Consider the following 18612-nt stretch of genomic DNA (forward strand, 5'->3'; position numbering starts at 1 on the left):
TTCTTTAGAGGCCAGTTAATCCCTGAGTAATGGTTTGAATTATCGTGCTAATGTAAGACCAAAGTACAATGAATGTTGCGATTCCAATTAAAACATTTGCGATAATAAGTGTGTAAACAAGATCTAATCCGCCGTTGTCTAATTTTAATATGGCAACAGTTACACTAATCCCTATATAAGTTGTAGCTACAGATAATAATATTGGTAAGAAAAAGATTAATAGAAAACTAAAAAGAAAAGTAAGAACTAATATAGCGATAGCCGGCGTTGCTATCGTTCCCCATACGCCAAATACTTCAAGAAATGAAAAAGAAGATTTCATCATCTTACCACTTACAAAAATAATAAATCCGACAAACAAAGTTAAAATCAATAAAAAGAAAAAGACCGTTACAGCTTCTCCAAAAAATGTAAGAGTAGAAACATCTGGCACTAACGTTCTCGTAACTGCTGCCCCAGCACTCATCATTCTATAAAAAATACATGCCCCTAAAAAACAAATAAGAACAAGACTTACAATTCCATTTCGTACTTCAACCTTGCCGCTTTTCATAATCGCTGTCGGTGCTTTGAAAGCATGTTTAAAGAACTGAAAATAGCCACTTGCAAACCGCTTCGCTTGCTCTACTGTTTCATTTTGTCGAGTTTCCTTTTTTGGTGCTACGCGTGCTTGTTGCTCACCTTCTTCTTGTGCACCACTCGCTACTGCTTCCTCCGTCAACGAATGTCCACACTTTCCGCAAAATTTTGCCTCTGCTGCATTTTCCGTCTGACACGCTGGACATTTCATTCTCTCATTCCCTCCTTAAGCAGATACCATATAGGGTGTTACAAGTTCAATATATGACTTTGTACATAAAACATGACTACAAGAAAAAGATTATGAAATCCTTCTTTCAAAAGAAATATATGTGCTAGCAATCTTGAAAAATAATGCTATTATGAAACAGAACAAATAACATTTTTAACAGATTGGATGACTGGCAATGGAATTGGTAAACTCAATTTTTCAAATACTCCTTACAAGCGTAATCCAATTATTTTCTTTAATTGGCGTTATCATTGTAATTGGATTTCTATTAGGCTATTTAGAATCTCTCACACGCATGTATTGGTCGAGAGCTTTCGGAAGAAAAGGATTCCTTTTAACGGCGTGGATCGGTGTTCCTATTCATGAACTTGGACATGCCATTATGTGTGTACTATTTCGTCATAAAATTGTAGCAACGCAGTTTTTCCCAACAGATACAAGTCAAGGTGCTTTAGGCTACGTACAGCATCAATACAATCAAAAAAGTGTATATCAACGAATTGGGAACTTCTTCATTGGAATCGGTCCTATTATTTCTGGTATTACTGCACTAATCCTTTTAATGCGCTATTTCGTACCAAATTCATATTTCTTATTTAGTACCACTCTCGAAAAAACAATCGCTTCTACTTCTATTAATATAGAAATGGTTCAAAACATGCTCTTGTCGACGTTCGTATTATTGAAAAGCTTATTTACAATAAGTAATTTATTGAATCCTTCCTTTTGGCTATTTTTATTTATCGCCATTTGTATTTCTGCACATATCGCTTTAAGTAAACCAGATATTAAAGGATCAATAGACGGTGTCATCGTCATGTTTATCGTATTATTTTTATTCAACATAATCGCAGGACTATTTCAGTACGACAGTAACCAGCTAATCGGCAAAGTGATAAAGTATAATATGTACCTCATCGCATTTTCTAGTGTGGCACTACTGTTCTCTTGTCTTTCTACACTTGTTAGTTTTGGGTTTTATAAAATAAGAGGAGGGCGTTCTTTTTGAACGCCCTCCTCTCATCACTTATTGTTCTTATAATCACAATGCTCAACCGGAACACGAGCGTGCCCATCTTCATCTGTACACCATGACTGCGACTGGAAGGCAAGAAAAATACCGATCCATGATTCTTCCTTTTCGAAGTGAATGAGTATACCTCCGTCTTGCCATATACCATTATCACCTTTCCATTTCTCTACATTCCCTTGGTTCATATGAATATCGTGTATACCGTTTCCTGGTTCGAAATGGAAGTAAGAATCCGGTGTATTTTCTTCTGGCCCCCATCTTTCACCAAATGCGTAAATAATCGCTTTTTCTTCTATCGCTCGTTTTATATAACGTTCTATTTTTTCATTTAAATCATTATCAACACCTGCTTTTTCAGCAGGTAAAGGAATCATTTGTTTCGATTCAAATACATTACCTCTTACGTAGTCTAAAGCTACTTTCGGTTCATTGTTTTTTATTTCTGTAAAACCGAATGGTAATGTCGGTAAAATATTAATTGCTTCTGACCGAATATTGTCGCTCGCAAAATATAAAACTTCTGACGGATAACTTTGCGATTTGACGTTAATTGCAATACGATAATCTACTTCTGCTTCACCTTGTAAATGAACTTGATAATGAGGTGTTTTCCCTTTTCCAATCTTTGATTGTATAACTGTACCTTTTAACACGCCGTAGTTTTTTAGGGGCATACATTTCATCTCCTATTCATTTAGTAGAAGCTTTTCATATTTAAAACATTATCCAATCATAAAGAAAATCCTCCTATGTTAGGAGGATTTTTAATTTCTCAACATATACCAAACAATAACCTCTACCACTACTAGCAAAATTGCACCAAAGATCATTAACGTCGTCTTCTTTAACAATTCATTTTCACGATAAGGAATGTTACATAAATACGCCCCTAGTGTAATCCGTGACGGGCAAGCGATTGTCGCTACTGACGATGCGGTGTTTTGCAGTGTTGTGACGTATTGCCACGGAAGCGCTACGTTTTGCGCAGTTTGCATTTGTAGTTTTATAAACATCGCATTTGATCCGGCGTTACTACCTGTTAAAAAGCCACCGATTCCGCCGATAAACGGGGCAACGAAAACGAAAAACGTTCCAAATGTTTCACCAGCTGTTTTTGCCAGTAATGAATGCATGCCAGATGCACCCATTAGTTCTGAAATGGCGATAAACATCGTCGTTGTAATCGCAAAAGGAATCCATTGTTTTATCGTTTGCGAGAGTGATTGTTTAATAATATGAGATGGAATACGGAAGAAGATAATAGTAAATAAGCATGTCATACCGAGCCAAAATCCTGGTGAATATAGTAGCTCTAGCTTGTAAGAGTATGATTTCAAATCAAGAACGGCATATGATCTGAATACATCATGTAATGCTGGTACGAGGCGAGAAAGCAAAATACAAACAGTTAAGAATATATAAGGGCTAATAATTTTTATAATAGATACTTCTCTCTCCGTTGCTGCAGCATGTTCTGTTATTAAATTTTGCTCACTTTTTCCTTTTAATTTAATGATAAGAAAGCCAAATGTAATTGTAACGATAGAACTTAATATACCTGCTAGTTCAACACTTACGTATGCGTTAGAAAGATAGATTCCGAGAGAAAATAATAGAAAGAAACCGAATCCTTCTTTCCACTTTTCAATTACGGCCCGCCAGCCACCAACAACGTGTAAAGAAAGAATGACGAAATAAGCAAACATCGGAATACTTAGTAGTGCCGTATTTGCACCAAGTGTTGTAAGCGGCATATTTATTAGCTGCGAACCGATAATCGTACCAGTTGCCATTGCGCCCCACGAACTAGCTAGTAAGCCGATAAATGAAAGCAGTACAGCCTGAAACGGTTTATAGCCCAATGATAGAAAGATAGGTGCTGCAACCATGAAGCCAATTCCGAACCCACTTACTGATTCGATTAGCGGACAAATACCAAAACACATAAGGAGCATTTGTAATAAACGATCGTGCGTCACTTCTTCTAAAAAACGCGCTACTTGATCGATGTACCCCATTTTGTTCATGAGGTGAAATAAAAAAATACCGAAAAACAAAACGTACCCAACAATAAAACAAATTAACCAACCTTTAATCGTTGCGTGCACAGTTTCACTTATCCCTAGTTGAAACGTTGGCGAGAGTAAAACGATTCCAACAGACACAACGTAAGCAATTAAAGAGGATCTTAATGACGTTTGTTTAAATAAAAATAAACAAATGAAAATCATCATAATTGGGATAAGTGCCAACAATATGGCCATGTTATCATCTCTTTTCATTAAAAATACAATTTTTAACTATTATATAACAGATGTCATAATTTTCAATTGTTTTTACAACAGGTTCAAAAAAGGAGCCAAATGGCTCCTTTCACTCCCATTTTCTTTTATCCTGAAAAACGCTCTGCTGTCCGACTATTTTATCTAACAAAACAAACACAATATAAGCACATATTACTTGCAATACAACATTTCCAAATTTCATTAATTCAAATGAATGGATCCATCGAAATAATTCGTTTAATAATACAATCGAAACGATACTAAATAGTTCTATACTAATCGAAAATATACATATTTCTAAAATAGATTGCTCTTGAATGCGATTTAAGTTGGAAAAGATAAATACATATCCTATAAATAGAGCCATCAATTCTATTTTCGTCATGCTAATGAGCCAAGCGTATAGTGGTACAGTTAAAAGAAGATATAGTAGTTTTCGTCTTAGCATGCTTTCTCACCCTCTAAGTTATATGTATTTTCTGTATATTTTAACATTTATTACGTAAAACAAAAAGAAGAGACTTATGCCTCTTCTTTTTGTTTTGTTGCCTGTATTAATTCACATATTTCTTCTCGCTTTTCATTTTCTAACAGCTCAATGACTTTACTTCCAACGACTACTCCATCACATATTGTAATCATTTCTTCTACATGTTCCTTCGTTGAAATACCGAACCCTGCCACTACCGGTAAATGCGTATGTGATTTTACTTTTTCTAAGTAACTATGAATCTCACCTTTAAAGTTTTGACGTACTCCTGTTACGCCTGCTACTGTAACGGCATAGACGAATCCTTCTGATTCACTCGTAATTTTTTCGATTCGCTCAATTGGGCTCGTTACGGTAACGAGTGGAATTAGCGCAATGTTTGCCTCTCGAAGTAACGGAGCAATAATATTTTGCTCTTCATACGGTAAGTCTGGAACGATGATGCCGTCTACACCTGCTTCTATACAGTTTTCGATGAATCGTTCTTTTCCGAATGCGAGTACTGGATTTAAATATGTCATGAGTACAAACGGAATTTGCACTTCTTTCCTTACCTCTATCAATGCTTGAAAAATACCTTTTACTGTTACACCGCTATCTAGTGCTCGTTTCCCTGCTCTTTGAATCGTTGGACCGTCTGCGACTGGATCTGAAAACGGGATGCCAATTTCAACGATGCTCGCTCCTGCTTCATCTAGAAAACAAATTCTTTCTTTTAATTTTTCAAGGCCACCATCTCCGCCCATTACGTACGGAATAAATGCTTTCTTACCATTTTCAAACGCTGCTTTAATTTTTTCTACTCCCATTTTTTACACCTCTTCCATATAACGTTTTATACTCTCTACATCTTTATCCCCGCGACCAGATAAACAAATGACAAGTCCTTTGTCTTTCTTCATTTGCGGCGCTAATTTTAATGCGTATGCGACAGCATGTGAGCTTTCTAACGCCGGAATAATCCCTTCTTTTTTCGTTAATAATTGAAATGCTTCTAACGCTTCTTCGTCTGTTATTGAATGATACGAAACGCGTCCAATATCTTTTAGCAAGCTATGTTCTGGCCCAACACCTGGATAATCGAGTCCCGCTGAAATAGAATGCGCTTCTTGAATTTGTCCTTCTTCATTTTGCAGAAGGTACATCATTGATCCGTGTAAAACACCAACGCTTCCTTTCGTTAAAGTAGCTGCGTGCTTTTCTGTATGAACACCTTTCCCAGCTGCTTCTACGCCGTAAAGAGCGACTTCTTCATCGTGTAAGAACGGATAAAACATGCCCATCGCATTACTACCACCACCAATACATGCAACGACTGCCTCTGGTAATTTCCCTTCTAACGCTTCATATTGTTTTTTCGTTTCTTTCCCAATTACACTTTGGAAATCACGAACAATTTGCGGGAATGGATGTGGTCCAAGAACGGATCCCATAATGTAGTGTGTATCGTGTACATGTGAAACCCAGTAGCGAAGCGCCTCGTTTACCGCATCTTTTAATGTACCGCTACCTGCCGCTACGCTTTCTACTTTCGCTCCGAGTAATTCCATTCGGAACACATTTAATTTTTGACGTCTCACATCTTCTTCTCCCATAAAGATGACGCATTCTAATCCGAGTAGGGCACATACAGTAGCTGTTGCAACTCCGTGTTGTCCTGCTCCTGTTTCAGCGACAACTTTTTTCTTGCCCATTCGTACTGCAAGTAGTGCCTGACCGATTGTATTGTTAATTTTATGAGCTCCTGTATGGTTCAAATCTTCACGTTTTAAATAAATCTTTGCACCGCCGCAATACTTCGTCATATTTTCAGCGAAATAAAGCGGTGTTTCTCTTCCAACGTACGTTTTTAAATAATGATTTAATTCCTTTTGAAACGCTTCATCTTGCATCGCTTCTTTATACGCTTCTTCTAGTTCTAATACAGATTGCATTAACGTTTCTGGAACGTATCGTCCTCCATATATACCGTAGTGACCTTTTTCATCTGGATATGCGTAGTTCATTTGGAACACTCCTTCGCTTTTATAATAAATTGTTTTATTTTCTTTAGATCTTTCTTTCCTTCTGTCTCTACTCCGCTACTTACATCGACCATGTATGGCTGAATAGTTCGAATCGCTTCTTCTATATTAAGTGCATTTAATCCACCAGCTAATATCGTTTTCTCTCGCAACTCTTTTGGCATATGCACAAGTAGTTCCCATGAAAATTTCTTTCCATTTCCTCCGTGAAACTTTTCTTTCGGGCTATCAAACAATATATAATCCGTTTCATATGTTTGAGCATCTTTCATATCGTCCTCCGAAGTCACTCCGAGAGCTTTTATAGACGGAATATTCAATCTTCTGATTTGGTGATTATCTTCATCCCCATGTAGTTGCACATGCGTTAACCCGCATTCATCTGCAATTTTCTGTATTTCTTCTACTGATTCATTTACGAAAACACCGACCTTTAACACGTTTGCTGGAATCTCCTCAATGATTTCTTTCGCTAGCCCTGGAGTGATTTTCCGCTTACTTTCTGCAAAAACAAATCCGAGTGCATCTGCTCCGTATTCACAAGCACGCTTTGCTGTTTCAACATCAGTGATGCCGCAAATTTTCACTTTCATATGTTCACCTTACAGTCTTCGAAAAAGGTACTTATAGAAGATGATGTCATAATTGCTTCTCCAACTAATACACCTTTTGCTCCCGCTTTTTTAACACGGATAATATCTTCCTTTGAATGGATCCCGCTTTCACTAATCCAAAGTAATTTCTCCTCGTTTAATCGTTTTCCAAGCTTTTCTGTTTGGCTTAAATCAACTTCGAATGTTTTTAAATTACGGTTGTTAATACCGATAACGTGCGGATTTAATTGGATTGCAATTTCTAATTCCTGTTCATCATGAACTTCAACAATCGCTTCTAATCCTTTTTCTAGTACGTAGCTGTACAGCTCTTTTAATTTTTCTTTCGTTAACGCCGCTACGATTAGTAAAATAATATCTGCACCAGCTTCATACGCTCTATCAATTTGAATCTTATCGATTATGAAATCTTTACATAAAAGCGGAATGTTACTTTCTCTTCTTGCCGTTTGTAAATCATGAAACGATCCTTTAAAAAATTGACCGTCTGTTAAAACAGAAACTGCTCCTGCGCCGCATTCTTCATATGTTTTCACTTGTTTTCGTACATCAACGTGTAAATTAATATCTCCTTTTGATGGTGATGCTCGCTTTACTTCTGCAATGACAGTAAACTGCTGTAACGCTTCTACAAGTGAATGTGTCTTTCTAATTTCTTTTAATGGTGTATACGTTTCATATAATGCCGCAACTTCCTTTTTCTTTTGGTCTACAATTTTGTCTAAAATCGTCCCCACTTTAATTCACCCTTTCTAATTTTTCATTGCTTGCTGCAATTAATAAGTTTAGTTTGGCTAATGCTTTTCCAGAGTCAATGCTATGTGCCGCTAGTGTAATTCCTTCTTCGATCGTTTCTGCTTTTCCATTTGCGAAAAGGGCTAGACCTGCATTGAATAAAACTGTATCGCGGTAAACACTCTTTTCTCCTCTTAATACGCCGAGCGTAATCTTTGCATTTTCTTTCGAATTCCCGCCTCTAATCTCTTCATTGTTCACTATTGAGAAACCGTATTTCTCGGGTTCAATACTCGTTTCTACTATTTCATTATCTTTTAAAATGACAACATGATTTTCTCCTTGCAATGATGCTTCATCTAAAAATCCACTTCCGTTTACAACAAGCGCCTGCTTCCTTCCTAGTTTCTGTAATACTTGCGCAACTGGTAGTAACATATCTCGTTTATAAATGCCGACAAATTGTGTTTCTAAATTCACCGGATTTGTTAAAGGGCCAATTAAATTAAAGATCGTCGGTACATTTAATTCTTTTCTTATTTTCATAATGCGCCTTAATGCTGGATGCATAGCTGGTGCGAATAAAAATGCAATGCCGACATGCTCTAATAAATAATCAATTTCGTTTGGCGTACTGCTAATATTTACACCGAGTTCTTCTAATAAATCGGCACTTCCTGTTTTACTAGATACAGCACGGTTACCATGTTTTGCAACCTTTACGCCAGCTCCTGCCAGTACAAATGCCGATGTTGTACTAATATTAAACGTTTGTGCACCGTCACCACCCGTTCCGCAATTGTCCATTGCTCCTTGTATATGGTTCGAAAACGGTAATGCCTTTTCGCGAAGAGCTCGAACAAGGCCGTATATTTCTTCTGCTGTTTCACCTTTCGCTTTCAGTAATACTAAGAAGGCTGCAATTTCACTTTCCAATATGTTTTCATTTAATAAAAGAAGCCCTGCTCTATACATTTCCTCTTCTGTTAAATGTTGTCCCTCCACTAATTTACGAAGATAGTTATTCATACTCTTTCCTCCTCCTTCACTTCTGTTAAAAAGGCACGTATTAACTTTCCGCCTTCTTCTGTCGCGATTGATTCTGGATGAAACTGTAATCCGAATAGCGGATAATAATTGTGACGAACTGCCATAATTTCTCCGTCGTCCATCGCTGTCGCTAGTATGTCAAAACACTCTGGCAAACTCGTTTGTGCTGCAACAAGGGAATGGTAGCGCATCGCTGTTAGCGGCTGGGTCACGTATGAAAAGATTGACGTTCCATTATGTTTCACACGAGATGTTTTTCCATGTTTAATGCGCTCCGCTCTAACAATTTCTCCTCCAAATGCTGATATAATCGCCTGATGTCCGAGGCAAATACCTAGTATGGGAACGTTCTTATAAAAATGACGAATCACTTCGATACAAATGCCAGCATCCTCTGGTTTTCCTGGTCCTGGTGAAAGCACAATTCCTGTTGGATTCATCCCTTCTAGCTGTTCTATCGTTATTTGATTATTTCTTACGACTACAATATCTTCTTCGTATTCACCTAACAGCTGATACAAGTTATATGTGAATGAATCATAATTATCAATTAGTACAATCATTTCATTACCTCCAATAGCGCTCTCGCCTTATTTAACGTTTCTTCATATTCAGCTACTGGGTCTGAATCATAAACAATTCCCGCTCCTGCCTGAACGTATGCTTTTTCATCCTTTACGACCATCGTTCGAATGGCAAGTGCCATATCAAGATTTCCAGAAAAACTAACATACCCAACTGCACCGGCGTATACATTTCTTTTTTCATTCTCTAGCTCATTTATAATTTCCATCGCTCTAATTTTCGGAGCACCTGACACTGTTCCTGCTGGTAGGCAATACGCTAATGCATCAAATCCACTCATTTGTTTTCGCAATATTCCGTAAACTACAGATACAATGTGCATAACGTGAGAGTATTTTTCTACTTTCATATATTTATCTATCGTCACGGATCCAATTTCGCTCACTCTGCCAATATCATTTCGCCCAAGATCTACAAGCATCATGTGCTCCGCTCGTTCTTTCTCATCTTCTAACAGTTCTTTTTCGATTTCCGCATCTTCCTGCTTTGTTTTCCCTCTCGGCCTCGTACCCGCAATTGGATTCGTCATCACCTTATCTTCTCTAACTGATAACAAGCTTTCCGGCGAAGAACCGAGTACAATATAATCTTGAAAATCGATATAAAACATATACGGTGACGGGTTTGCAATGCGAAGTTTTCGGTATAGCGCGAAAGGATCACCAATACATTCACTTTGCAAACGCTGTGACAGTACGACTTGGAATATGTCCCCGGCTCTTATATGTTCTTTCGCCGTTTCTACCATCTCACAAAACTCTTTTTCCGTTATAGAAGAAGTGAATGATAATGTTGACCTTATTTGAATTACTTCCACTGCTTCTCCCTGTAACACTTCCTCTTTGTATACTTGCAACCTTTCATATACTTCTTCATAAGAAGCTGAATCGTCTTCCCTGCATACATATACAAATGATAATTTTTGGCGTAAGTGGTCATACACGATAAACTCACGGTACAGTAAAAGGTGTACTTCTGGAATATTCAATGGATCGTGTAAATCCACGCCTATATTTTCATACTGCCGAATGACGTCATAGCCAATATAACCAACTGCTCCTCCGCAAAATGGGAATGGACTGTCTACTTGCGCTGACTTGATTACTTCTTCTAACACTTGTATTACGTTACCTTGCAGCTTTTCTGTTTGGCCATAAATCGTTCGTTCCACTTCCGTACCAACGCTTTTCACTTCACCATACGGGTTACATCCTAAATATGAATAGCGTCCTTTATCTTGATGAAGCTGGGAGCTTTCTAATAAAAACTTTTTCTTTCCCTTCATACGTCTATATAAAGAAATTGGCGTAATGCTATCTCCTTCTTCTTCAGCGATTACTACAAATGTTCTTCCCTTTTCTTTTTGCTTCATAAATTCCTCTTTTGTCATCATGCCTTTCACCTCAATCTGAAAAATAAAAAAGTCCTCTACATATCGAAAATATGTAGAGGACGATAAATTTACCGTGGTACCACCTCATGTTGGACGCAAAAGCATCCCGCTTTATTCAGGTACAAAATATATACCTTATCCTTGTAACGGCGGAACCCGGGTTGCCTACTGAAAATAATTGTTCAGCATACCTCTCGTAAGCCCATTCCGTATATGGCACCGCACCGGGCTCCCACCTATCCCCGGCTCTCTGTAACGTCTCCAATATACGTACTCTTCTTACTTCAACGATTTCATTTATTTAATTTTTTGTACACAAAAAGGGAGTACTCATCCTATAGAAAGGACGGGTACTCCCGTGGTGCCACCTTAATTCGTTACAAATGTAACGCACTTTACCGTATCAAAAACAATACGTGTCTCTTGTATCGATGAGATCATGTCGCCAAAGCCTACTTCTTTCGTTTCGGTTTGGAAGCTCCGAAGCCCATTCCACATCAATCCCATACTGATTCGCACCAACCATCAGCTCTCTGACATGTTCATCATGTGTACTCTTCTTCATCAACGCTTGCATTTTTTTAAGTTGCACTCATTATAGACCTAACTTTTTTCATAAGTCAATACTTTTAAAAGAATTTTATTTTTCTCTCCTTTCAATATTATATTGACAAAACAACCTCTTTTTATGTAAATATAATAAATACTCTATTAAAAATAAGGTTTTTTGCATGAATATTATATATTAAAAAAGTAAAATGATGTCAAAAAACGCTTACATTTCTGAAAATTCATATTTCTGTATGGATTTTTCAGAATAATCATGATAGATTATAAATATGCATAACGCATCAAAAGACATGACAAAAGGAAGGGGAACTACATGAGTACGCAGATGTTAACTTTAACTTCTATCTCTATTTACATGCTCGGGATGTTAGTAATTGGCTATTTCGCCTACAAACGAACATCCAACTTAACAGATTATATGCTTGGCGGGCGTACACTAGGCCCCGCAGTAACAGCATTAAGTGCTGGAGCAGCTGATATGAGTGGTTGGCTTTTAATGGGATTACCCGGTGCAATGTTTAGCGTTGGATTAAGTAGTAGTTGGATTGCGATCGGCCTAACATTAGGCGCATACGCAAACTGGATCTATGTCGCTCCTCGCTTACGTACCTACTCTGAAATTGCAAACAACTCTATTACTATCCCAGAATTTTTGGAACACCGTTTCCACGACAAATCCCATATGCTACGCCTAGTATCTGGACTTGTTATTATGATATTTTTCACGTTTTATGTAGCTTCAGGATTTGTCTCTGGCGCTGTATTATTTGAAAATTCATTTGGACTCAATTACCATGTTGGTCTTCTTATCGTTGGTGGAGTTGTCGTAGCTTACACATTATTTGGTGGTTTTTTAGCTGTAAGTTGGACAGACTTCGTGCAAGGAATCATTATGGTAGTCGCTCTTATTCTTGTTCCAGTCGTAACAATTATGCACGTAAATGGACTTGGTCCAGCATTTGAAACAATTAAATCTATCGATCCGGCATTATTAGATATTTTTAAAGGTACTTCTGTATTAGGAATTATTTCATTATTCGCATGGGGCCTTGGTTATGTTGGACAACCACATATTATCGTACGCTTTATGGCAATTTCTTCTGTAAAAGAAATTAAAAGCGCACGACGTATTGGTATGAGCTGGATGATTTTTTCTGTTGTCGGAGCTATGTTTACTGGCCTTATCGGTATTGCATACTATTCAAAAGCAGGTTTAAAACTTTCTGATCCAGAAACGATTTTCGTTGAACTTGGCACTATTTTATTCCATCCACTTATTACTGGATTTTTATTAGCAGCTATTTTAGCAGCGGTTATGAGTACAATTTCATCTCAGTTACTCGTTACTTCGAGTGCTATAACAGAAGATTTATATCGTACATTCTTTAAACGTTCTGCTTCTGATAAAGAACTTGTATTTGTCGGTCGTATGGCTGTTCTTGTTATCGCTTTAATTGGATGTGCATTAGCACTTAAACAAGATGATACGATTTTAGCTCTTGTTGGATACGCTTGGGCTGGATTTGGTTCTTCATTCGGACCTGCTATTTTATTAAGCTTATATTGGAAACGTATGACGAAGTGGGGCGCACTTGCTGGTATGATTTCTGGTGCCGCTACAGTAATTATTTGGACTCAATTCAAATTCTTAAAAGAATTCTTATATGAAATGATTCCTGGTTTCACTATTAGTTTACTAGTAATCGTAATTGTTAGTTTACTAACACAACCTTCAAAAGAAGTTGAAGAGCAATTTGAGGATTTCGAAAAACAACATAGTCATAATCTATAAAAAGAAAGCTCTGCTGTTATGATAACAGCAGAGCTTTTTTACAGTTCGACAATCTTCTTCTCAAATTTAACAAATTCTTTATGTTTCGTTAAATTTAACATAACACTACTCCTTTATAGTATGAATATCAGCACTTATACAGAAAGGGGACTTCAACATGTTAGCAGCTTTTCAGCGACAACACACACGAAAATTTTCACCTATCACAAATACTTCTACCTCTTGTTTGAACATACAACCTAATCCACCTAAAATTTCAATTGCTCCTTCTGTTATTTCAGTCATCGGTGTTCATATGGAAAAAAATAAGTTAAAGGTAAGAACTGGACAAAGCACTGAGCTATCAGCTTCCGTTTTACCAATGCAAGCGACGAATAAAGAACTTATTTGGACAAATATGAATGCTGATGTTATCACAATGTATCCAAAAGGTGATACGGTAACGATTACTGGAAAAAGTGCAGGAAGAGCAGTAGTAATTGTCACAACTACTGAAGGAAAGTTCCGTGACCTATGTATGATTCATGTACAACCTTATATGACAAATCCAAAGTAAAAGAGTGGCTTCCTAGCCACTCTTTTACTTCATTTCAATGTTTGAATTTTTACTTGTAACAAGATTGATGAATTGGTCTTTATCTTTAGGAGAAATAACTTCTGTTTTATGTGCACCGTAAACAATTTCAAGTCGTTCCAATGACAATGCATGAGCAGCTATTGGATTTTTCGTATTTGAAATTTGTTTTATATCTCGTATAAATATGCGTTTTTTAACGAGACCTGATCTAATTGTAATTGTTTCTTCTCCGACGATGTATTTTGTCGAAAACCAACTCCACATAAATAATATTGCTAACGGAATTGTAAAAAATAAAAGAAAATACTCTTTTCCTGCAAATAGAGGAGCAAAACACGCTCCAATGACAACGAAAAAAATCGGATATAACCATATATCTTTTTTTGATGGAAATTCCATTAAACTTCCCCTCTCTTGATTTAAGTCAATGAATCTCCTCCTCTTCCCTATTACAATGAAAACAACATTAGAATAGGAGGACGTATTATGACTGAACGAAAGTATGCTTTATTTGCTGGCTTTTCTCTTCTTGTTATGGCATTCATTGCATTTTTTTCTTACGGTTTTGTTCATGGAAATCTCGTTGTACAAGAAGATGCGAGCGCGACATTCCATAATATCCAAACTTCAAATTCACTTTTCAAAGCGGAAATCTTCGGTTGGATTATCATTTTCATTACTGATATTGTCGCCGCGTGGGCTCTTTATTTCTTTCTAAAACCAATTCATACTAGCCTCTCATTACTAGCTGCCTTGCTTCGTCTTATGTATACAGCGATACTTGGAATCGCCATATTCAATCTAATATTGGCATTGCTACTTTCAAAAAGTACGATTGCGAATCCAGAAACATATGTGATGTTGTCTCTCAGTGTATTCGAATACATTTGGTCTGTAGGATTAATCATTTTCGGCTTACATCTTTTCTTTTTAGGTTATGTAGCTTTTCTAGCTAAACATATACCGAAATGTATTAGTATACTACTATTCTTCGCGTCTATCGGTTATATCGTAATTCACGTCATGAATACGATGTTTTCAATCATACAAACACTGTTCCAACTGCCAATGATTGCAGGTGAACTCGGATTTAGTATATGGCTATTGATTAGAGGTGGAAAAAACGCTACTGTTTGAGTCTTTTCTTAATTCTACTTAATGATTCTGGCGTAATACCTAGATAACTTGCCAATTGATATTGAGGAACACGATTGATTAAATGAGGTCGTTTTTGTAATAATGATTTGTAGCGCTCTTCTGGTGTCGATGCAATAAATAATGAAAGTTCTTCTTGTATCTCACCGAAATTGTATTCAATCATTTGGCGTGTCATTTCTTCTAATTGTGAATATTTCTTATACACGTCCTTTTCACTATGCAGGTCGCCAATTACAACTAGACAGTCTTCTAGGCACGTTAACGTATGCGGGGATGATTTATCTTGTTTATGATGATTAAAATTTGTGATTGCTTGTTCTTCTGTATAAAAATTTGATGTAACCTCTTTCCCTGTTTCATCTATACGATGTTGCCTAATGCATCCCTTTAATACAAAATAACATTTCGAAGGGACATCTCCTTGCCTTAGGAGCACTGTTCCTTTTTTATATTCTCCAATTTTTAATTCACTGAGAATCATGTGTTGCTCTTCTTCACTTAGTGTTGTAAGGTTTTGCATATACTTCTTTAATATTTCTTCCATTCCCTTCCTCCCCTATATTTCTGTAAAACAAAAAGAGAAGTATCACAACTTCTCTTTTCTTCTCTAACATTATATTTCCTGTGTATACGCCGGCTCGTTTACTACATTTTTTGCTGTTCGTTTTTGTTGCTGTAGTAAGAAAACAGATACACCAAACAATACGAGCATGCTACCGATAATTTGCATTACATTTAGTCTTTCACCGAGTAAGAAGAACGCTAGTATAGATGCTCCAACGGGTTCTCCTAAAATACTCATTGAAATTGTTGTTGCATTTACGTAGTTTAATAACCAATTATTAATGACATGTGACACTGTCGGCACAACTGCAAGTAAAAGAAAAACGGTCCAGTCCCACTTCGTATAACCTGTAAAAGGCACTTGCAATACTATATTATAAATCCCCATAAAAATACCTGCGAATGCAAAAACTGTAAAGCTATAAATCCAGTGTGATACTTTCTTTACTGTTGTTTGCCCGATAAATAAATAACCGACAACCGCTATGACACTTAAAAAGGATAATATATCTCCATAAATTGCTTGTTCACTTAGCCCTAAATCTCCCCACCCAATACACATGACGCCTAGTATTGCAATTCCCATTGTTGCAATGGCTGAGTATGTTGTTCTTTCTTTAAATAAGAAAAAACCTCCAACTAAAGATACAATTGGTTGAAGCGCTAAAATAATCGTCGAACTAGCAACTGTCGTATGCTTTAAAGATTCAAACCATAAAAGAAAATGCAGCGCTAAAAAGAAACCAGATCCAATTAAAAATCCCCAATCTTTTATTTGAATCTTACTAAACTCTTCCCGTTTTTTCCAAACGATAGGCAGCATAATAAGTACGATAATCCATAATCGATACATACTTAATATGGAAGATGGTGCTGAGGACATCTTTACAAAAACTGCTGCGAATGAAATGGCTATAATGGAAATTGCTAATGGTAGTGCGATTGATCTTTCTTGTTTCAAATTCCGTCTCCCCTCTCACCTGTCAAAAATCCCACTTCATTATATCCGTTTTCTTTCACAACTTAAATACTAATTTTTTAGATTCTTCGTACCATTATGGTAAAATAGAAACGAAAGCACCTATTAGTGAATATTTCTTTCTTTTTCACTACAAGCGTCGCTCTTACAATCATTACAGTAAATTTTTATTTAGGGGGATCTACATGAATCAAACAATAGGGAGAATTGAAGAAATTTCATTTTATAGCGCATCACTTCAAGAAGATGTTACACTTCTTGTTTACTTACCGGTAAATTACACACCACTGCACAAACATACAGTTGTAATTGCACAAGATGGTAGAGATTATTTTCAGCTTGGTAAAGCGCACCGTGTAATTGAGCGCCTTCGTGAAACTGAAGAAATTGACCGTACAATTATTGTCGGTATTCCATATAAAAATGTACACGATCGTAAAGAAAAATATTTTCCAAACGAAGTGAAAAACGCTGCGTATATTCGTTTCCTTGCTCATGAACTTGCACCATATATCGATGAAAATTATCCAACTTACCAAATGGGAAAAGGTCGTGTGTTAATTGGTGATTCTCTTGGCGGGACAGTTTCCTTCATGACTGCACTTATGTATCCGCATACATTCGGTAAAGTCATTATGCAATCACCATTTGTGGATGAAACAGTGATGAGCTTAGCAAAAGACTTCAAAAATCCGGAGGCGCTAGACCTTTATCACGTCATTGGGACAGAAGAAACAGCCGTAAAACGCACTGATGGACAAGTTTCTGATTTCGTACAACCGAACCGTGAGCTCAATACGCTTCTGACAGATAGAAATTTCATCACGCATTACGAGGAGTTTGAAGGTAACCACACGTGGAAATATTGGCAAACTGATTTACCGAAAGCTTTCTCTCATATTCTATCAATGAAATAATAGAGAGCAGTATTCAGAATAATTTGATATAATAGATTAAGAGATTTATTTTCTCAAAATCTAACTAGACTTACAAAGGGAGGAATTGGAACATGAAATTAGGCATTGTAATTTTTCCATCTAAAATGATTCAAGATAAAGCGAACGGATTGCGTAAACGTTATGATCCGCACTACGCATTAGTTCCGCCACATATTACATTGAAAACACCCTTTGAGACGCAAGATGAACAATTAGAATCGATTGTAAAAGAGTTACATACAATCGCAAGTAAAACGAACCCTTTCACCCTTCATGTCGGAAAAGTTGGTTCATTCGCACCTGTTAATAATGTTCTTTATTTTAAAGTAGAAAAAACACCTGAACTTACTTTCTTAAATGAGGAAATGCATAGCGAATTCTTTATACAAGAACGCGAGTACGCTTTCGTACCTCATTTAACAATCGGACAAGGCTTATCAGATGCAGAGCATGCTGATGTATTAGGTCGATTACGTATGAAAGATTTCTATTATGAACAACCAATTGATCGCTTCCATCTTCTATATCAATTAGAAAACGGAACGTGGACTGTATACGAAACATTCCACCTTGGAAAGGGGAACAACTAATTTGCACGCACAGATCGTACAAACGGACGAACAACTAAGAGATGCATTCTCTGTACGTAAGCAAGTATTTGTGAATGAGCAACAAGTTTCTGCTGACGAAGAGTATGATGAGTTTGAAGAAACTTCAACACACGTTGTTATATATGATAATGATGTTCCAGTTGGTGCTGGTCGTTTTCGCATACTGGATGGAATAGGAAAAATGGAACGTATTTGCGTACTAGCTTCCCATCGTAAAAAAGGCATTGGAAAAATTGTTATGGATGCACTTGAAGCATATGCGAATGAAAACTCGCTACCAAAATTAAAGCTGCATGCCCAAACACATGCTGAAGATTTCTATAAGAAACTTGGATATGTAACGCATTCTGATGTATTCATGGAAGCAAATATTCCTCACATCGTTATGATAAAAGAATTGTAA

21 protein-coding genes and 2 other annotated features are annotated in these 18612 nt (G+C 36.8%); of the genes, 7 read left to right on the forward strand and 14 right to left on the reverse strand.

Going from position 1 to position 18612, the window contains the following annotated elements; all coding sequences use genetic code 11:
* Nucleotides 1-4: 4 nt before the first annotated feature.
* Nucleotides 5-790 (reverse strand): zinc ribbon domain-containing protein, encoded by a 786-nt coding sequence (locus DN393_RS04825; RefSeq protein WP_064476777.1) that lies wholly within the window; start codon nt 788-790, stop codon nt 5-7.
* A gap of 196 nt (nt 791-986) precedes the next feature.
* On the opposite strand from DN393_RS04825, the gene DN393_RS04830 reads away from it, so the two are divergent.
* The gene (locus tag DN393_RS04830; protein WP_088048338.1) at nt 987-1820 is read left to right on the forward strand and encodes a hypothetical protein; all 834 of its coding nucleotides are present in this window, start codon (nt 987-989) and stop codon (nt 1818-1820) included.
* 14 nt (nt 1821-1834) lie between these two features.
* Here the strand turns inward: DN393_RS04830 and DN393_RS04835 are convergent, their stop codons facing one another.
* From DN393_RS04835 to trpE, 10 genes are all read right to left on the reverse strand, one after another.
* On the reverse strand, nt 1835-2518 hold the full coding sequence (locus DN393_RS04835) for a DUF2278 family protein (protein ID WP_064476779.1): 684 nt from the start codon (nt 2516-2518) through the stop codon (nt 1835-1837).
* A 90-nt stretch (nt 2519-2608) separates the two neighbouring features.
* A complete protein-coding gene (locus DN393_RS04840) occupies nt 2609-4108 on the reverse strand; it encodes an L-lactate permease (RefSeq protein WP_088048337.1) in 1500 nt (499 codons plus the stop codon).
* 109 nt (nt 4109-4217) lie between these two features.
* Nucleotides 4218-4577 (reverse strand): DUF4029 domain-containing protein, encoded by a 360-nt coding sequence (locus DN393_RS04845; protein ID WP_088048336.1) that lies wholly within the window; start codon nt 4575-4577, stop codon nt 4218-4220.
* A 74-nt stretch (nt 4578-4651) separates the two neighbouring features.
* A complete protein-coding gene (gene trpA / locus DN393_RS04850; RefSeq protein ID WP_048561487.1) occupies nt 4652-5428 on the reverse strand; it encodes a tryptophan synthase subunit alpha in 777 nt (258 codons plus the stop codon).
* Between the two features lie 3 nt (nt 5429-5431).
* A complete protein-coding gene (trpB, locus tag DN393_RS04855) occupies nt 5432-6625 on the reverse strand; it encodes a tryptophan synthase subunit beta (protein ID WP_064476782.1) in 1194 nt (397 codons plus the stop codon).
* Nucleotides 6622-7236, reverse strand: coding sequence for a phosphoribosylanthranilate isomerase (locus DN393_RS04860; RefSeq protein WP_064476783.1), 615 nt, complete (start codon nt 7234-7236; stop codon nt 6622-6624). The genes trpB and DN393_RS04860 overlap by 4 nt, the downstream gene beginning before the upstream one ends.
* Nucleotides 7233-7994 carry an indole-3-glycerol phosphate synthase TrpC gene (trpC, locus tag DN393_RS04865; protein ID WP_064476784.1) on the reverse strand — a complete coding sequence of 254 codons (762 nt, stop codon included), beginning with the start codon at nt 7992-7994 and terminating at the stop codon, nt 7233-7235. The genes DN393_RS04860 and trpC overlap by 4 nt, the downstream gene beginning before the upstream one ends.
* 1 nt (nt 7995) lies before the next feature.
* Nucleotides 7996-9021 (reverse strand): anthranilate phosphoribosyltransferase, encoded by a 1026-nt coding sequence (gene trpD / locus DN393_RS04870; RefSeq protein ID WP_064476785.1) that lies wholly within the window; start codon nt 9019-9021, stop codon nt 7996-7998.
* Nucleotides 9018-9605, reverse strand: a complete 588-nt coding sequence (locus DN393_RS04875) for an aminodeoxychorismate/anthranilate synthase component II (RefSeq protein ID WP_064476786.1) — start codon at nt 9603-9605, stop codon at nt 9018-9020. The genes trpD and DN393_RS04875 overlap by 4 nt, the downstream gene beginning before the upstream one ends.
* Nucleotides 9602-11020, reverse strand: a complete 1419-nt coding sequence (trpE, locus tag DN393_RS04880; protein ID WP_142315004.1) for an anthranilate synthase component I — start codon at nt 11018-11020, stop codon at nt 9602-9604. Before trpE ends, DN393_RS04875 begins: the two co-directional genes overlap by 4 nt.
* Before the next feature lie 52 nt (nt 11021-11072).
* Nucleotides 11073-11317, reverse strand: a binding site (T-box leader).
* A 42-nt stretch (nt 11318-11359) separates the two neighbouring features.
* Nucleotides 11360-11597 (reverse strand) — a binding site (T-box leader).
* 306 nt (nt 11598-11903) lie between these two features.
* On the opposite strand from trpE, the gene putP reads away from it, so the two are divergent.
* The gene (gene putP, locus DN393_RS04885; RefSeq protein ID WP_048561494.1) at nt 11904-13382 is read left to right on the forward strand and encodes a sodium/proline symporter PutP; all 1479 of its coding nucleotides are present in this window, start codon (nt 11904-11906) and stop codon (nt 13380-13382) included.
* A 157-nt stretch (nt 13383-13539) separates the two neighbouring features.
* Nucleotides 13540-13938, forward strand: coding sequence for an Ig-like domain-containing protein (locus DN393_RS04890; protein ID WP_088048334.1), 399 nt, complete (start codon nt 13540-13542; stop codon nt 13936-13938).
* A gap of 24 nt (nt 13939-13962) precedes the next feature.
* On the opposite strand, the gene DN393_RS04895 is transcribed toward DN393_RS04890, so the two are convergent.
* A complete protein-coding gene (locus tag DN393_RS04895) occupies nt 13963-14358 on the reverse strand; it encodes a PH domain-containing protein (RefSeq protein ID WP_088048333.1) in 396 nt (131 codons plus the stop codon).
* A gap of 87 nt (nt 14359-14445) precedes the next feature.
* On the opposite strand from DN393_RS04895, the gene DN393_RS04900 reads away from it, so the two are divergent.
* Complete coding sequence (locus DN393_RS04900) at nt 14446-15096, forward strand: DUF4386 domain-containing protein (RefSeq protein ID WP_149173337.1); 651 nt, start codon at nt 14446-14448, stop codon at nt 15094-15096.
* Here DN393_RS04900 and DN393_RS04905 read toward each other — a convergent pair.
* Complete coding sequence (locus DN393_RS04905; RefSeq protein WP_064476791.1) at nt 15086-15661, reverse strand: Crp/Fnr family transcriptional regulator; 576 nt, start codon at nt 15659-15661, stop codon at nt 15086-15088. The two genes, DN393_RS04900 and DN393_RS04905, sit on opposite strands and share 11 nt — an antisense overlap.
* A 69-nt stretch (nt 15662-15730) precedes the next feature.
* Nucleotides 15731-16642, reverse strand: coding sequence for a DMT family transporter (locus DN393_RS04910; RefSeq protein WP_064476792.1), 912 nt, complete (start codon nt 16640-16642; stop codon nt 15731-15733).
* Between the two features lie 203 nt (nt 16643-16845).
* On the opposite strand from DN393_RS04910, the gene DN393_RS04915 reads away from it, so the two are divergent.
* The 3 genes from DN393_RS04915 to DN393_RS04925 all read left to right on the forward strand — a co-directional run bounded on the left by DN393_RS04915 (nt 16846) and on the right by DN393_RS04925 (nt 18612).
* Nucleotides 16846-17577: an alpha/beta hydrolase gene (locus tag DN393_RS04915; RefSeq protein WP_064476793.1), complete on the forward strand. Its 732-nt coding sequence runs from the start codon at nt 16846-16848 to the stop codon at nt 17575-17577.
* A 92-nt stretch (nt 17578-17669) separates the two neighbouring features.
* Nucleotides 17670-18188 (forward strand): YjcG family protein, encoded by a 519-nt coding sequence (locus DN393_RS04920; RefSeq protein ID WP_000765870.1) that lies wholly within the window; start codon nt 17670-17672, stop codon nt 18186-18188.
* A 1-nt stretch (nt 18189) separates the two neighbouring features.
* On the forward strand, nt 18190-18612 hold the full coding sequence (locus DN393_RS04925) for a GNAT family N-acetyltransferase (RefSeq protein ID WP_046957039.1): 423 nt from the start codon (nt 18190-18192) through the stop codon (nt 18610-18612).

The sequence above is a fragment of the Bacillus sp. BPN334 genome (assembly GCF_008368885.1).
GTDB lineage: Bacteria > Bacillota > Bacilli > Bacillales > Bacillaceae_G > Bacillus_A > Bacillus_A wiedmannii.

Excerpts from the sequence above, each read along its gene's own strand:
- DN393_RS04915 (WP_064476793.1), top strand. The coding sequence starts at position 16,846 with ATGAATCAAACAATAGGGAGAATTGAAGAAATTTCATTTTATAGCGCA.
- DN393_RS04895 (WP_088048333.1), bottom strand. The coding sequence starts at position 14,358 with ATGGAATTTCCATCAAAAAAAGATATATGGTTATATCCGATTTTTTTC.
- DN393_RS04825 (WP_064476777.1), bottom strand. The coding sequence starts at position 790 with ATGAAATGTCCAGCGTGTCAGACGGAAAATGCAGCAGAGGCAAAATTT.
- trpB (WP_064476782.1), bottom strand. The coding sequence starts at position 6,625 with ATGAACTACGCATATCCAGATGAAAAAGGTCACTACGGTATATATGGA.
- DN393_RS04845 (WP_088048336.1), bottom strand. The coding sequence starts at position 4,577 with ATGCTAAGACGAAAACTACTATATCTTCTTTTAACTGTACCACTATAC.
- DN393_RS04875 (WP_064476786.1), bottom strand. The coding sequence starts at position 9,605 with ATGATTGTACTAATTGATAATTATGATTCATTCACATATAACTTGTAT.
- DN393_RS04835 (WP_064476779.1), bottom strand. The coding sequence starts at position 2,518 with ATGCCCCTAAAAAACTACGGCGTGTTAAAAGGTACAGTTATACAATCA.
- trpA (WP_048561487.1), bottom strand. The coding sequence starts at position 5,428 with ATGGGAGTAGAAAAAATTAAAGCAGCGTTTGAAAATGGTAAGAAAGCA.
- DN393_RS04860 (WP_064476783.1), bottom strand. The coding sequence starts at position 7,236 with ATGAAAGTGAAAATTTGCGGCATCACTGATGTTGAAACAGCAAAGCGT.
- DN393_RS04830 (WP_088048338.1), top strand. The coding sequence starts at position 987 with ATGGAATTGGTAAACTCAATTTTTCAAATACTCCTTACAAGCGTAATC.
- DN393_RS04840 (WP_088048337.1), bottom strand. The coding sequence starts at position 4,108 with ATGGCCATATTGTTGGCACTTATCCCAATTATGATGATTTTCATTTGT.
- trpD (WP_064476785.1), bottom strand. The coding sequence starts at position 9,021 with ATGAATAACTATCTTCGTAAATTAGTGGAGGGACAACATTTAACAGAA.
- DN393_RS04890 (WP_088048334.1), top strand. The coding sequence starts at position 13,540 with ATGTTAGCAGCTTTTCAGCGACAACACACACGAAAATTTTCACCTATC.
- trpE (WP_142315004.1), bottom strand. The coding sequence starts at position 11,020 with ATGATGACAAAAGAGGAATTTATGAAGCAAAAAGAAAAGGGAAGAACA.
- DN393_RS04900 (WP_149173337.1), top strand. The coding sequence starts at position 14,446 with ATGACTGAACGAAAGTATGCTTTATTTGCTGGCTTTTCTCTTCTTGTT.
- putP (WP_048561494.1), top strand. The coding sequence starts at position 11,904 with ATGAGTACGCAGATGTTAACTTTAACTTCTATCTCTATTTACATGCTC.
- DN393_RS04905 (WP_064476791.1), bottom strand. The coding sequence starts at position 15,661 with ATGGAAGAAATATTAAAGAAGTATATGCAAAACCTTACAACACTAAGT.
- DN393_RS04920 (WP_000765870.1), top strand. The coding sequence starts at position 17,670 with ATGAAATTAGGCATTGTAATTTTTCCATCTAAAATGATTCAAGATAAA.